Source organism: Bacteroides parvus, from assembly GCF_017309675.2.
Taxonomy (GTDB): domain Bacteria; phylum Bacteroidota; class Bacteroidia; order Bacteroidales; family Bacteroidaceae; genus Bacteroides; species Bacteroides uniformis.
Genome location: NZ_CP084680.1, coordinates 3,134,620 through 3,149,042, shown reverse-complemented (window position 1 = coordinate 3,149,042; position 14,423 = coordinate 3,134,620). Strand labels below are relative to the sequence as shown.

Below are 14,423 nucleotides of genomic sequence, written 5' to 3'. Positions count from 1 at the left end.
TTTCATGCTTCCCCCTATTATCCTTTCCATTGCCGGTTCCGACTGTTCGGGCGGTGCAGGCATACAAGCAGACATAAAGACCATTTCCGCTTTGGGAGGTTATGCCGCTTCCGTCATCACGGCTGTTACTGCACAAAACACACTGGGAGTACAATCGGTTTATCCGATACCTGCGGATATGGTTAAAGCACAAATCACCTCTGTTATGGATGATTTAAGGCCGGATGCCGTCAAGATAGGTATGGTACATGATGCCAGTATTGTGACCGCCATTGTCGATTGTCTTCAGACTTATACTCTGGAGTGTATAGTCTATGACCCCGTCATGATATCGACCAGTGGACGGCGACTGATGACCGAAGAAACTATACAAGTCATTAAGGCGGAACTGTTTCCGCTATGCACCCTCATTACTCCCAACCTGAATGAAGCAAGCCTGCTTTGGGGGCGAACCATTGCCGGCACTGTGGAGATGCAGCAAGCGGCACAGGAATTATCCTGCAGATACAATACCGCTGTTCTCGTCAAAGGCGGACATCTGGAGGGCAATGACATGTGCGACGTGCTTTATTGTCGGCAACCTTCTGCCGGGGCTGACGTCCTGCCATCCGGATGCATCCTCTATTCCAATCCCAAAATAGAGAGCCGTAACCTGCACGGCACGGGGTGTACCCTTTCCTCTGCCATAGCTACATTTCTTGCCGGTGGCAACAAACTCGATGAAGCGGTCTGCAAGGCTAAAGAGTATATCGGTACTGCGATAAACCGGGGGAAAGACATGAATATAGGGCACGGGAACGGTCCGTTATGGCACTTTCCTTTATCGGAATAAGAGCTCGTCGAAACGCATTATCTGTTTACCTTAAACGCATTATCTGTCAGCCTCCGATACATCATGTGTTTGGCACCAACGGACAATGCGTTTCGACATGCCTGCTTCTTAATAGCGTATGCCCAGAATTTTCTTGGCATCGTCTTTCTTGAACAGTGAATCAATGACGTCTAAAATCGCTTCGTAGTTTTCCGGATCTACGATATTGGGAGCGAATATGTTGAGGACTTTCATCTTGTCGTCATCAAAAGTATATAGTGCCATCAAACTGGCACATTGCACACAGTTCAGACTGTTGTTTCGGGCAACAGTTCTCATCATTTCGATTTGATCATCCTTGAAAGGGCGGGACTTCACTTTTTCATAAAAATGCCGGAAGTCTTCGGGGTGCATCCCCCTGACATAAACCGGAGCTGGAGAATCTATCACTACTTCACTGGGAACAACCGGCAACGTACGTGGCTCTCCGGAGAATGAGTCCATTGCAACGACTCTCCCACCTTCAAAAGTCACGACAATCTGAGTTCGGCTGATATTACTTTTACCGGACAGCACTCTGGAATATTCCCATTCTTCTATATCCCGGTTGAAGCGGCGATACTCTGGAGTTCCCAATATCTTGGTGACCTCCTGCCTGCTCATCCCCTTCTGGATACTGTTCAACACATCTACCTTAGCATCATAAAACAAACTGGAACAACTGCTGAATCCCATCGTCATTACCAGTCCCGCAATAATTAGTCTGATTGTTTTCATCTTATCGAGTTTTTAGTTGCCACAAAGGTAGGCAGAAACATGGATAGACCTCTTATTATCCCCCTATTTGTCAAAAGGGATTTCCCTACTTTTTTTAGCCATATACCTATTAATATGGAAATAATCCGTTATTTTTGCAGATACTATCACTATAAATAGGTAAAAACACATGGAAAAAGCAAAAGTATACTACTCTGATTTGCGTACCTCCCCTACATCCAATCTTTTGGATAAAATGGAACGCTTGCTGAAAAGGGCAGGCATCGAGCAACTTCCTTTGAAAGATAGCTTTGCTGCCATTAAAATCCATTTCGGCGAACCCGGAAACCTGGCATACTTGCGTCCCAATTATGCAGCTCGAATGGCAACCCTGCTCCGCAGCCTGGGAGCCAAACCTTTCTTGACGGACTGCAACACGCTGTATTCCGGTCGTCGTGCCAATGCCGTAGACCACTTGCAAAGTGCGATGGAGAATGGCTTTAACCCTATCTCGGCCCAGTGCCAGGTCATTATCGGCGACGGGCTGAAAGGAACGGACTACCGCGAAATCCCTCTGAACGGGGAATATTGTCCGGCACCCAAAATCGGTACAGCGATAGCCGACGCCGATATTGTAATCAGTATGAACCACTTCAAGGGACACGAACAAGCCGGTTTCGGCGGCGCCTTGAAGAATCTGGGTATGGGATGTGCCAGCGTAGGCGGAAAGCTGGAACTGCACTGCGCCTCGCAACCCAAGATTGACGTAGAAAACTGCATAGGCTGCAACATCTGCGTGAAACACTGCGCACACGACGCCGTGCACCTCAATGCAAGCCGCAAGGCAGAAATAGACTACACCAAATGCGTAGGTTGCGGACAGTGCGTAGCTCTCTGCCAGCACGACGGTGCCGTGATGGGAGCCGAAGATACTTCCGAACGCCTGAACTACAAGATTGCCGAATATGCCTTGGCTGTCGTTATGGGCAAGCCCCATTTCCACATCAGCTTCATCATGAACGTATCTCCCGAATGCGACTGCTGGAACCACAACGATGCCGCCATCGTGCCCGACCTCGGCATCCTGGCTTCGGCAGACCCGGTTGCACTGGACAAGGCATGTGCAGATATGGTCATCCAAGCCCCGATACTGCACGGCAACAATTGCCTCGCCACGGCACACGAGCACGATGACTTGTGCGGGTGCGACAAATTCCACTTGATGCACCCCGACACGGACTGGCTTGCCGGGTTGCGCCATGCCGAGAAAATCGGATTGGGAACCATGAAATATGAATTGGTGAAGATTTGACTAAACCTTTTCTGTTTTAAACAGTCATACTAAAAATAGATTTATCAATTAATGCATAATATTATACAAATGGAAACATCTGCAAAACTTTATTCCCTGCCTTTCGGCAACGTAAAGACCTATCTATTCGCCCTGCTGTTCGTGGCAGGAAACATCGCCTTGCCGCAACTCTGCCATCTGGTCCCAGCAGGCGGTCCGACGTTGCTTCCCATCTATTTCTTCACACTGATAGCTGCTTATAAATATGGTTTCAAGGTAGGTCTGCTGACGGCTATCCTGTCGCCGGTCATCAATCATCTGCTTTTTGCCATGCCTGCAGCAGCCGTGTTGCCGGCTATACTTATAAAGTCCGGTCTGCTGGCCGGAGCCGCCGCTCTTGCTGCACGCTATGCCAAGAATATCTCTTTATTGGCATTGCTGGGCGTGGTTCTCTCCTATCAAATTATCGGTACGGCCTTTGAATGGGCTCTGTGCGGTAATTTCTTTCTGGCTGTGCAAGATTTCCGTATGGGCATTCCGGGTATGCTGATTCAGTGGTTCGGAGGATATGTACTGCTGAAAGCAATCGCAAAAAATTAAGCGTATATTCTCAAACAGTATCCCTTAATCCTAAAACTTTGTTCGCAAACTGCGGATACATATCCCCAGTTTGCGGATGTCTATCCCAAGACTTGGGATAGACATCCGCAAACCATAAACTAAGTTTTTTCTTAACTGATAAAAACTTTTTCCCTAACCAAGAAAAACTTTCTCCTTAATAGAGAAGACTTTTCTCTTAATACTTTGAACTTTTTTCCGCTATTTTCCTTTCTCCCTACGATAAAATCATTAATTTCGTGCCGAACAATATATTATATTTTCAACATGGAGGTAGCAACGAACAACTGGTTCACTAAAAAATATCCGATAGGTTTTGCCTTGAGCGGCGGTTTCATCAAAGGCTTTGCCCATTTGGGTGCCATGCAATCTTTATTGGAACATGACATCAAGCCCAATATACTTTCCGGAGTCAGTGCCGGAGCCTTGGCCGGGGTATTCTACGCCGACGGCAATGAACCGCATAAAGTTCTTGACTACTTTGCCGGGCACAAGTTTCAGGACCTGACCAAACTGGTGATTCCCAAAGTCGGATTATTTGAATTGGGAGAGTTCATCGATTTCCTGAAAAGCAATCTGAAATCCAAGAAACTGGAAGAACTGCAAATCCCTCTGATTATTACAGCTACTGACCTGGACCACGGACGTCTGGTACATTTCCATAAAGGGGACATCGCCGAACGCGTAGCAGCTTCGTGTTGCATGCCGGTATTGTTTGCCCCGGTCAATATAGACGGCACCCATTACGTGGACGGAGGCCTGCTGATGAACCTGCCTGTCTCTACCCTCCGCCGTATATGCGAAAAAGTGATTGCCGTGAATGTCAGCCCTTTGATGGCAACCAAGTATAAAATGAACATTGTGAGTATTGCCTTACGTTCCTATAACTTTATGTTTCGCTCCAACTCTTTTCCTGAACGCGAGAAGGCTGATTTACTGATAGAACCTTATAACTTGGAGGGATACAGCAATACAGAGCTGGAAAAGGCGGAGGAGATATTCATGCAGGGATATAATACGACCAATGATATATTGGAACGCCTGTTCATAGACAAAGGCAGCATTTGGAAAGAATAAAATAACCATTCTATAACATAGAAAACAAAGAAATGAACGACGAAAACAAATTGATTATTTATCAAGTGTTCACCCGACTATTCGGAAACAACAATAACCACTGCATCAATAATGGCAGCATCACCGAAAATGGATGCGGCAAGATGGCTGACTTTACAGCCAAGGCGTTGGGAGAAATCAAGAAGCTTGGCGCTACACATATATGGTACACGGGCATCATTGAGCATGCTACGCAAACTGACTACCGCCGTCACAATATCCAACCCGACCATCCGGCCATTGTGAAAGGTAAAGCCGGATCTCCCTATGCCATCAAGGACTACTATGATGTCGACCCGGATCTCGCCAAGGACGTACCGGAGCGTATGAAAGAGTTTGAGAATCTGGTGCAGCGCACTCACCGTAGCGGTCTGAAGGTCATCATAGATTTTGTTCCCAACCACGTAGCTCGTCAATATCACTCGGATGCCCAGCCGGATGGCACTTCACAACTGGGTTCAAACGATGATACCAACTATGCGTTCAGCCCATATAATAACTTCTATTATATCCCGAAATCGGAACTGCATGGCCAATTTGACATGAAAGGTGCAGCCACCGAACCTTATAGGGAATTTCCGGCAAAAGCTACCGGAAACAACCGTTTTGACGCATATCCAAACATTACCGATTGGTACGAAACTATAAAGTTGAATTATGGAGTGGATTATCAGAACGGCGGGACTTGCCATTTCGACCCCATTCCCGATACATGGACCAAGATGCTGGATATCATGCTGTTCTGGGCGGGAAAGAACATAGACGGTTTCCGTTGCGATATGGCCGAGATGGTTCCCGTAGAGTTCTGGGAATGGGCAATTCCGCAGGTCAAGGAGCAATATCCCTCCCTGCTGTTTATAGCCGAAGTCTACAACCCGGGAGAATACAAGAATTACTTGTTCCGTGGCAAGTTTGATTATTTATACGACAAAGTAGGACTTTATGATACCTTGCGAGCTGTTACTTGCGGGTATGAATCGGCAACTGCCATCACCCGCTCTTGGCAAAGTCTGGGAGGCATAGAAAAACGCATGTTGAACTTTCTGGAAAACCATGACGAGCAACGTATCGCTTCCGACTTTTTTGCCAGTAACCCGCGCAAGGCGATTCCGGCACTCATTGTGTCAGCCTGCATGAACACCAATCCGATGATGATTTATTTCGGTCAGGAGTTTGGTGAGCTGGGCATGGATAGCGAAGGTTTCAGCGGCCGGGACGGACGTACAACCATCTTTGACTATTGGAGTGTAGATACCATCCGCCGTTGGCGCAATGACGGCAAGTTCGACGGCAAGATGCTGACGGAGGACCAGAAACACCTATACAGCATTTATAAACGGTTGCTGACTCTTTGCAATGAAGAAAAGGCCATCTCTCAAGGAGCTTTCTTCGATTTGATGTATGCCAATGTCAACGGATGGCGCTTTAATGAACATAAGCAATATACATTCCTGCGCAAATTTGAGAGGGACCTGCTGCTGTTTGTCGTGAACTTCGACCATATCTCGGCAGACCTTGCCATAAATATTCCTTCTCATGCTTTTGACTTCCTGCAAATACCGCAGATGGATCAGTACAAAGCTACGGAGCTGCTCAGCGGAAAAGAAGAAAACATAAGTCTGCTTCCCTATAAGGCTACTAATGTGGCCGTCGAAGGATATGGAGGAAAGATACTTAAGATAAAGCTATAATGGGGGCACAACTCAGGTGATTTATTAGGTTTGGCACTAATTATGCAGAACAACACGGATTTCTTAATCGCTTCGCGGCTTTCCGCATAATCAGTGCCAAGTCTTTATTGGTTCTCTTCCATATATTCCTTCAGTCGATATAGCCGCGTGATGGCAGGATTATAAAAATCATCAGGATAATGTGCATCTATATCACTGAGGTTAGCTTGCACAAAACGTTTCACATCCACTATGTTCTCAGCATCAGACAATGTTACACTTTGAGGGAAAGATGTGCTCTTTGCCCAATCTATCAGCGCTTTAACGCTATCTTCATCAAATTTATATTCGGCCATATTCTACATTTTTTCTTGCAAAGATAGTGCAAACTGGATGCAGAATAAAATGACCCACCCATTTTTTATGCTAAAGTTATCCTCATCTGCATGAACAAAATCTCGATTTGTTGTGTTATATAAATGTGTTTTTCATAGTATTAGATATAAGATTAATTAAAAGAGACGTACCCGCTTGTGATAAGTAAGTACATCAAAAACAGAAGCGTCTGTTTGATTGATAAATGTGTAAGGAGCATCGGTTTACCAGAGCCGATGCTTTTTTTACCCTTCTTTGTAGCATGTTAGAAATATTATCCGTAAATTTGGCAGATAATAAGGAAAGAATATGATATGAATATCCCTGTTATATTTCAATTTTTGAAAGAACTGTCTGCAAACAACAATCGTGAATGGTTCAATTCTCACCGGGAACAGTATGAAGTAGCCCGCAGCGAGTTTGAAAACTTGCTTACAGTAATTATCTCCCGTATCTCTTTGTTTGATGAAAGCATCCGTGGCATAGAAGCAAAGGACTGTACATACCGTATTTATCGTGATACACGCTTTTCCGAAGATAAAACTCCCTACAAGACACATCTGGGAGGATATATCAATGCGAAAGGAAAGAAATCCGACCATTGTGGCTATTACGTGCATCTGGAACCGGGAAACTGCCTGTTGGCCGGTGGAAGTTATTGTCCTCCCTCGCCCTTGTTAAGAGCTCTGCGACAAGCAGTATACGATAATATGGATGAATTTCGTAGCATAGTGGAAGATCCCGCTTTCAAGCAATACTTCCCCATCATCGGAGAGAATTTTCTAAAAACAGCTCCAAAAGGATTTCCAAAGGACTATCCCTATCTGAAATACCTTCAGTGTAAAGAGTATACGGTTGCCTGCTGCCAGCCGGACAGCTTCTTTCTTGCTCCAGACTTTTTGGATCGTACAGACGACATCTTCAAGCAGATGAAGCGTTTTTCTGATTTTGTGAATTACACCATAGACGACTTTGAATAATTTACCTATATAACTAACTTAAAACATTTGAATTATGGTTGTAGACAGACTTGAAAACATAGAAAAATATACTTTGCTGCATCCTCTGTTTGAGCAGGCCATTGATTTTTTAAAATCACATGATTTGCACTCTTTGGAAATCGGCAAGACCGAACTGAAAGGAAAGGACTTGTTGGTCAATGTGGCTCAGACAAATCCAAAAGAAAAAGAGAATGCCAAACTGGAAACTCATAAAGACTATATTGACATTCAAATACCTTTGTCCGGTACGGAGATAATAGGTTATACCGCCGCCCAAGACTGCCTTCCGGTTGATGCTCCTTACAATGCGGAAAAAGACATCACTTTTTTTGAAGGACTGGCAGAGAGCTATATTGCAGTGAAGCCCGGAATGTTTGCTATCTTTTTCCCTCGGGACGGGCATGCTCCGGGTATTACTCCTGACGGTGTAAAAAAAGTAATTGTGAAAGTTAAAGCGTAAATTTATCAAATATCCAAAACTCATCCTCTATATGGAAACATTGAATTTAATCAAGAATGACCCATGGCTGGAACCTTTTGCCGATGCCATCAACGGACGTCATCAACATGCCATAGACAAAGAACTAGAACTGACCAATAAAGGAAAGTTAACCTTATCTGATTTCGCATCCGGATACCTCTATTTCGGTCTGCATCGTACTGACGACGGCTGGGTTTTCCGCGAATGGGCGCCTAACGCAACCCAAATCTTTATAGTCGGAACTTTTAACGGTTGGAAGGAAGAAAAGAAATACAGCCTGAAACGCAAGGCAAACGGCAATTGGGAAATCAAGCTTCCTGCTGATGCTGTGAAACACGGTGACTTGTACAAGCTGATGGTACATTGGGACGGCGGTTGCGGTGAGCGCATTCCTGCATGGGCTACACGTGTCGTACAAGACGAACAGACTAAAATATTCAGTGCCCAAGTTTGGGTTCCGGAGAAACCCTATAAAATGAAGAAGCGGGTTTTCAAGCCGTCTACAGATCCTTTGTTGATATATGAATGCCATATCGGTATGTCTCAGCAGGAGGAAAAGGTCGGTAGCTATAAGGAATTTCAAGAAAAGATTCTTCCACGTATCGCCCAAGAAGGCTACAACTGCATACAGATTATGGCTATCCAGGAACATCCCTATTATGGTAGCTTCGGATACCATGTTTCCAGTTTCTTTGCCGCTTCTTCCCGCTTTGGTACTCCGGAAGAACTGAAAGAACTGATTGATACAGCCCATAGCATGGGGATTGCGGTTATCATGGATATTGTCCATTCACACGCTGTGAAAAATGAAGTGGAAGGCTTGGGTAACTTTGCCGGTGATCCTAATCAATATTTCTATCCCGGTGGACGTCGGGAACACCCGGCTTGGGATTCACTTTGCTTTGATTACGGCAAGAACGAAGTTATTCATTTCCTGCTTTCTAACTGTAAATTTTGGTTGGAAGAATATCATTTCGACGGCTTCCGCTTTGACGGAGTGACTTCCATGCTATATTATAGCCATGGTTTGGGAGAAGCATTCTGTAATTACGGAGATTACTTCAACGGACATCAAGACGACAATGCCATTTGTTATCTGACACTTGCCAACAGGCTTATCCATCAAGTCAATGCCAAAGCCATTACTATTGCCGAAGAAGTATCGGGAATGCCCGGACTGGCGGCAAAATATGAAGATGGCGGCTACGGATTTGATTACCGTATGGCCATGAATATTCCCGATTATTGGATTAAGACAATCAAGGAGAAAATAGATGAGGACTGGAAGCCATCCAGCATGTTCTGGGAAGTGACCAACCGCCGCAAAGATGAAAAGACCATCTCCTATGCGGAAAGCCATGACCAAGCTTTGGTGGGTGACAAAACCATCATTTTCCGCTTGATTGATGCGGATATGTACTGGCACATGCAGAAAGGAGACGAAAACTATACCGTAAATCGCGGCATTTCTCTCCATAAAATGATACGTTTACTGACTGCGACTACTATCAACGGCGGTTATCTTAACTTTATGGGCAATGAATTCGGACATCCGGAATGGATTGACTTCCCCCGTGAAGGTAACGGTTGGTCATGTAAATATGCCCGCCGTCAATGGGATTTGGTGGACAACAAGAATCTGGCATATCATTATATGGGTGACTTTGATGCTGCCATGTTGGGAGTTGTAAAAAGCATAAAGAACTTCCAAGCTACTCCGGTCCAAGAAATATGGCATAATGACGGTGACCAGGTATTGGCCTATATGCGCAAGGACTTGATTTTTGTATTCAACTTCAACCCCAAGCAGTCTTTTACTGATTATGGTTTCTTGGTTCCTGCCGGAACTTATGAAGTTATTTTGAATACTGATAATCCAGATTATGGCGGTAATGGTTTAACGGATGATACCATCAAACATTTTACCATCCACGATCCGCTTTATAAAAAAGACAAGAAGGAGTGGCTGAAGCTTTACATACCGGCACGTACAGCTGTTGTACTGAGAAGAACTAAATAATCATTTTATAACATTAAAAAAGAGGCAGATATCTGAATTGATATCTGCCTCTTTTTTATATAGGAGAGTCTTTTATTTCAATTGACTGTCGATGAAGTTCAACATCGTTTTTGCATTATCCATCATCTTCTTTTGAGCTGGTTTGTTTGCAGAGAGCAATGGAATAAGTTTATCCAAATATTCTTTGGCTTCCTTGAATTCAACTTTTGCTTTTTCTACATCTGTTTTCATGGTATTGGCACCCTTACTATAATACAAAGAACCCAGACTGTTAAGTGCATTTACATTATCTGCTTGGATAGCTATGGCTTGTTTAAAAGCTTCTTCGGCTGCATCCATCTTTTTGGCTTTCTGCGCCATGATACCTTGATTTACGTAATAAGTAGCATACAATTTAGTCAATGTTTTGTTACCGGGATTTGCTTCCAGCCCTTCCTTTAAAGTGGCAACATACTCATCATTTTTCTTCAAATCTTTCAAAGCACCGGCTTTACCTATATAAGCATTTGCCAAGTTGTACTTTTTCTGTACAGCAATATCAAAATACTTCAAAGCTTCGGCAGGTTTCTTTATCTTATCGGCACAAACGCCACAGTTATATGCAATTACGGAGTCTTGGTTGTTTGTTTGTGTTAGATAAGTACTAAATTTTGTGTAAGCTTCCTGGTAATTCTTAGCTTCAAGAGCAGCCTTACCATCGTTGACCAACTGGGCAGGGTCAGCATTCTGCGCAAAGAAATTCGTAGCTGCACAACATAGTGCAATAGATAAGATTAATTTTTTCATATGCTTTAATTCATTTAAAAGTTGATTCCCAAAGTTAGTTTACAATGGTATAGAAGCAAAACCTTTTTACTTTTTTTGAGGTTTTTAGTATAGTCGTAACAAGTGTTATTTTACGTAAAAGCAAATATCTGGATGTGTTTTTGGGGCTTTGTCACATATGTTACACTTATACTTTGAATATCATATTATCTTTGCAACAAAAAAGATTATGGAACAATTACATGCACATGAAATCTTCCACATGATGGAAGGTAATAGTTATACTGAGTTATCATTGAGAGAAGCCATTATCCAAAAATTCGGAGAGCGGCAGCGTTTCTTCACTTGCTCTGCCGACAATATGGATGTAGATACCCTTATAGAATTTCTTAAAAGAAAAGGAAAATTTATATCCGCCAATGGTGGATTTACCGTCGATATGATTAAAGTTTGCAATCATTGGTGAGGAATATTAATTCTTGCTTTTGTTAAATCGAACATTATTTATGTTAATGGTTAACAGAAATAATATTCTACTAAACCATGTTATAATATCCACTGATTACCCACTAAAATTTGGATATCTCCTGCAAGTACGTATCTTTGTACTGTGTTTTTCATAGTATTAGATTTAAGGTTAATAAAAAAGATTGGCTGTCTGGGATAGATAGCCTTTTTTTATGTCTAAATGTCATCTTTCCCCTTTTTAGTTATAGTTTTATTCTATCTTTGTAGGTCAGATAATCCACGCAACATTAATAGAATAAACTGAATATGGGAAAACGCTTTATTTTTATCTTGATGGCATGCTCATTATTGAGTATAGCTACTGTTGTGCATGCACAACATATTGACAAGCAAACCTATACTTTTGCCATCAAAAAGGCTGATACTCTGAAACTGGACAAGTATGTAATGATTGATCAAATACAAGGGACACAATCAAAGCCCGTCATTCTTTTTGCATTTGGGGGAGGTTTCAAAGGCGGGAGAAGAGATAATCCCGATTACATTTCTTATTTTCATTTTCCCAATTATATACTTTAATGCACCAATCACACAAAAATAAAAGCCGCACCCAAATTCAAACTTAGGTGCGGCTATTCTTAATTGCAAATTTTCAATTAAGCTATAAAAATACATATTCCATTATTACCTAATTCTTTAACAGGTATATCCATTTCCTTTAAAGAATTACGTATCATATTAGAAGTACATGGTCTTTCTTTCATCAAGACTTGCATGTCTCCTCTAAAATCAGGCATATAAATGTAATAATACACCTGCTTTAAACACTTACTAAATACTTTTTCCAATAAGGTCTTTAAACGATTTAAATCGTCCATAATGGTATTCTTTTAGATTTGTTAATACTCTTAATGCTCTATCATTCGTCTAAAAAATCTAAAGCATTAATTTTCAATACAAATATAGAGAAACTAAATTAAACGACCAAAAATCGCAATAAAAGACCACCAGAAAACAATCCATCTTTATGGATGTTTTCTAAAATCAAAAGCCAACCACTTAATTATAAGTCGGTTGGCTTTTACTGTTATACTACTTATTATTTTTTTAACACTTTCGCTATCTTTTCAAACACTCCAGCTTTTTTCTCATCCCACTCTTGTGCTTTCTTCTCAAAATACGGTATCATCTTATTATGCTCATCCAAACATTTCAACCTCATCAATTTAGTATCAAATTCAGCACGTTCCCCAATAAGTTGCTGCTTATCCCAAGCTCTTGTAATCATACCAAATCCGGGCATTGTGGGACTTGGTGCAAATTTCTTAGAAATACATTCAGTTAGCCATGAAAGGCTATCAATAATATCTTCAACCTTTTTACTATTTGGTTCACTTGTCGTCTTTTTTACAGACTTTTCTGTTTTACTTTCTTTTTCTTCCACCTTCTTCACAACTTCTACTTTCTTTTTGGAAAAGGCTTCAAACGGGAACATATAAACTACTGAACATTGTTCAATGGCAGAATTAGACTTCAAATAGGCAGAAATATAAGGCTCATTACCCAAAATGTCCTTATTATCTCTTTTGTTTTCATTTCTCGCCTTAGCATTCCAACGGAAATCGCTATCAACCATTGAATTAGCCCAAGTACACCAAGCAATAGTACTCCCTACCATCCAAACTTTAAAATACTTATCGCCTTCTTCTCCCGCATATTCAAATGCTTTCTGCGGACTCAAAATGATAATATCACTTTGATTAATATCCGTAAAATTAACTTGCTTTCCTTTACGCAAAGCATTCACGATTTTATCAAACAGTACTTCATTGTTTGCTTTCAAATACTCTAAAACTGAATTTTCATTATTGTTCATATCTTCTCATTTTAATGTTTCTACCCAATTATCAAATTTCCGATAAACCACACTGCAAAAGCTGTCATATTGGCTACACCAAGTTTCTTTATAAAGATGCCAAATGCAGAATTTACCCAAAAATCTCTTGGAGCAATCGTTACTTCCACACTCAAAGCATATCCTATAAAGAATGCTATAATACCAAATACTCCAGCAAGTCCCGAAGCTGCACTTTCAGCCCAAAACATAATATCTATTGCAACTAATGCAATGATATTCAATACTAACAATACGAATGTTATACAACCCATAATTCTACTATTTTAATGATTCAACAATTTCATCTACATATACATTTGCAACATTTTCGGCTGTTGCTTTAATGTCTTCTAATATTGGAAACCTTTTGACTATTGCACCTCGTGCAGTTCCCGACAAATGCGGCAACATTATTGATTTGACATTTACCATACATTTATCCAAAACTTCTTTCGCTTTCTTACCTAAACAAACACAAAGATTTGGTCTCACTAAGTCTAATTCTTTTTGCAATATATCAGTATATGTCTTTAATCTATTTTCAGCAAAAGTCTTAGACATTTCTCTATCATGTACAAAATACTTATTCGCATCAGTCAAGTATATTGCAAACCTTTTCTTAATCAGACCATTAATCAACAAGTCGGCCATTTTACCTCCACTTCCACTTTTCCTATGGGTTGCATCATGTAACCCAAATGGACTTGACACTATTGCATCATGGCATTCTTCATACCATTTTGCATCACGTAACGGGTCTTGCGCAATAAGCATAATTCGGACATTATCGACTTGAACATTAAACCAAGTCGGCAAATCCAAACCTATTGCACCTTTATCCGCAAAATCTTTTCTAAACAATGGATTCAAAATGGGAATACAAACAGAGGTAGTATCTGTATATCCATTAAAAGGCTTCAAATCATCGGAAAACTCTTTTTGCCATTCTGCATACGAGAAGTCATAGCACTTTCTCATTTGCTTATAACGAGCCTTTAACATATCTAATTGCTGAATACCCAACAATTCATCAGCAACTAATTTTGGAATATCATCCGACAAATGACAATCATTGCAGAAGACTGTTCTCATACACAATCACTTTGCGCTCCCCCAGTCTCAAAGAAAGCATTTTCTAAAATAGGGAAGGCGCA

At 41.6% G+C, this 14,423-nt stretch carries 17 protein-coding genes; 10 read left to right on the top strand and 7 right to left on the bottom strand.

Going from position 1 to position 14,423, the window contains the following annotated elements; genetic code table 11:
• Positions 1 to 4: 4 nt before the first annotated feature.
• Positions 5 to 832: a bifunctional hydroxymethylpyrimidine kinase/phosphomethylpyrimidine kinase gene (gene thiD / locus JXR92_RS12820; protein WP_138345922.1), complete on the top strand. Its 828-nt coding sequence runs from the start codon at positions 5 to 7 to the stop codon at positions 830 to 832.
• Between the two features lie 108 nt (positions 833 to 940).
• Here the strand turns inward: thiD and JXR92_RS12815 are convergent, their stop codons facing one another.
• Positions 941 to 1,588, bottom strand: a complete 648-nt coding sequence (locus JXR92_RS12815; protein WP_138345920.1) for a DUF4476 domain-containing protein — start codon at positions 1,586 to 1,588, stop codon at positions 941 to 943.
• A gap of 169 nt (positions 1,589 to 1,757) precedes the next feature.
• Here JXR92_RS12815 and JXR92_RS12810 point away from each other — a divergent pair, with 169 nt between their 5' ends.
• From JXR92_RS12810 to JXR92_RS12795, 4 genes are all read left to right on the top strand, one after another.
• Complete coding sequence (locus tag JXR92_RS12810; protein ID WP_206897466.1) at positions 1,758 to 2,879, top strand: DUF362 domain-containing protein; 1,122 nt, start codon at positions 1,758 to 1,760, stop codon at positions 2,877 to 2,879.
• Positions 2,880 to 2,948: 69 nt separating this feature from the next.
• Positions 2,949 to 3,458: an ECF transporter S component gene (locus tag JXR92_RS12805; protein WP_171030451.1), complete on the top strand. Its 510-nt coding sequence runs from the start codon at positions 2,949 to 2,951 to the stop codon at positions 3,456 to 3,458.
• 285 nt (positions 3,459 to 3,743) lie between these two features.
• Positions 3,744 to 4,553 (top strand): patatin-like phospholipase family protein, encoded by an 810-nt coding sequence (locus tag JXR92_RS12800; RefSeq protein WP_138345917.1) that lies wholly within the window; start codon positions 3,744 to 3,746, stop codon positions 4,551 to 4,553.
• Positions 4,554 to 4,585: 32 nt separating this feature from the next.
• Complete coding sequence (locus JXR92_RS12795) at positions 4,586 to 6,283, top strand: alpha-amylase family protein (RefSeq protein ID WP_117599603.1); 1,698 nt, start codon at positions 4,586 to 4,588, stop codon at positions 6,281 to 6,283.
• Between the two features lie 104 nt (positions 6,284 to 6,387).
• Here JXR92_RS12795 and JXR92_RS12790 read toward each other — a convergent pair whose 3' ends face one another.
• Complete coding sequence (locus JXR92_RS12790) at positions 6,388 to 6,618, bottom strand: DUF6965 family protein (protein WP_117599602.1); 231 nt, start codon at positions 6,616 to 6,618, stop codon at positions 6,388 to 6,390.
• A gap of 333 nt (positions 6,619 to 6,951) precedes the next feature.
• On the opposite strand from JXR92_RS12790, the gene JXR92_RS12785 reads away from it, so the two are divergent.
• From JXR92_RS12785 to JXR92_RS12775, 3 genes are read left to right on the top strand one after another with little or no spacing between them, the layout of a single operon-like run.
• Positions 6,952 to 7,617 carry a DUF2461 domain-containing protein gene (locus JXR92_RS12785; protein ID WP_117966448.1) on the top strand — a complete coding sequence of 222 codons (666 nt, stop codon included), beginning with the start codon at positions 6,952 to 6,954 and terminating at the stop codon, positions 7,615 to 7,617.
• 34 nt (positions 7,618 to 7,651) lie between these two features.
• On the top strand, positions 7,652 to 8,098 hold the full coding sequence (locus tag JXR92_RS12780) for a NanQ anomerase/TabA/YiaL family protein (RefSeq protein ID WP_119962273.1): 447 nt from the start codon (positions 7,652 to 7,654) through the stop codon (positions 8,096 to 8,098).
• Positions 8,099 to 8,129: 31 nt separating this feature from the next.
• A complete protein-coding gene (locus JXR92_RS12775; RefSeq protein WP_131226368.1) occupies positions 8,130 to 10,139 on the top strand; it encodes an alpha amylase C-terminal domain-containing protein in 2,010 nt (669 codons plus the stop codon).
• 72 nt (positions 10,140 to 10,211) lie between these two features.
• On the opposite strand, the gene JXR92_RS12770 is transcribed toward JXR92_RS12775, so the two are convergent.
• Entirely contained in the window at positions 10,212 to 10,925 is a 714-nt protein-coding gene (locus JXR92_RS12770; protein WP_131226364.1) for a tetratricopeptide repeat protein, read from the bottom strand.
• Between the two features lie 208 nt (positions 10,926 to 11,133).
• On the opposite strand from JXR92_RS12770, the gene JXR92_RS12765 reads away from it, so the two are divergent.
• Both JXR92_RS12765 and JXR92_RS12760 read left to right on the top strand, forming a co-directional pair.
• Positions 11,134 to 11,370: a YecH family metal-binding protein gene (locus JXR92_RS12765; protein ID WP_131226362.1), complete on the top strand. Its 237-nt coding sequence runs from the start codon at positions 11,134 to 11,136 to the stop codon at positions 11,368 to 11,370.
• A gap of 308 nt (positions 11,371 to 11,678) precedes the next feature.
• A complete protein-coding gene (locus tag JXR92_RS12760) occupies positions 11,679 to 11,951 on the top strand; it encodes a hypothetical protein (RefSeq protein WP_226791167.1) in 273 nt (90 codons plus the stop codon).
• A gap of 77 nt (positions 11,952 to 12,028) precedes the next feature.
• Here JXR92_RS12760 and JXR92_RS12755 read toward each other — a convergent pair whose 3' ends face one another.
• From JXR92_RS12755 to JXR92_RS12740, 4 genes are all read right to left on the bottom strand, one after another.
• Positions 12,029 to 12,250 carry a hypothetical protein gene (locus JXR92_RS12755; RefSeq protein WP_131226359.1) on the bottom strand — a complete coding sequence of 74 codons (222 nt, stop codon included), beginning with the start codon at positions 12,248 to 12,250 and terminating at the stop codon, positions 12,029 to 12,031.
• A gap of 221 nt (positions 12,251 to 12,471) precedes the next feature.
• Positions 12,472 to 13,248, bottom strand: a complete 777-nt coding sequence (locus tag JXR92_RS12750; RefSeq protein ID WP_131226357.1) for a hypothetical protein — start codon at positions 13,246 to 13,248, stop codon at positions 12,472 to 12,474.
• A gap of 20 nt (positions 13,249 to 13,268) precedes the next feature.
• A complete protein-coding gene (locus JXR92_RS12745) occupies positions 13,269 to 13,541 on the bottom strand; it encodes a hypothetical protein (protein ID WP_005825562.1) in 273 nt (90 codons plus the stop codon).
• Positions 13,542 to 13,548: 7 nt separating this feature from the next.
• Entirely contained in the window at positions 13,549 to 14,361 is an 813-nt protein-coding gene (locus tag JXR92_RS12740) for a uracil-DNA glycosylase family protein (protein ID WP_131226353.1), read from the bottom strand.
• Positions 14,362 to 14,423 lie beyond the last annotated feature (62 nt).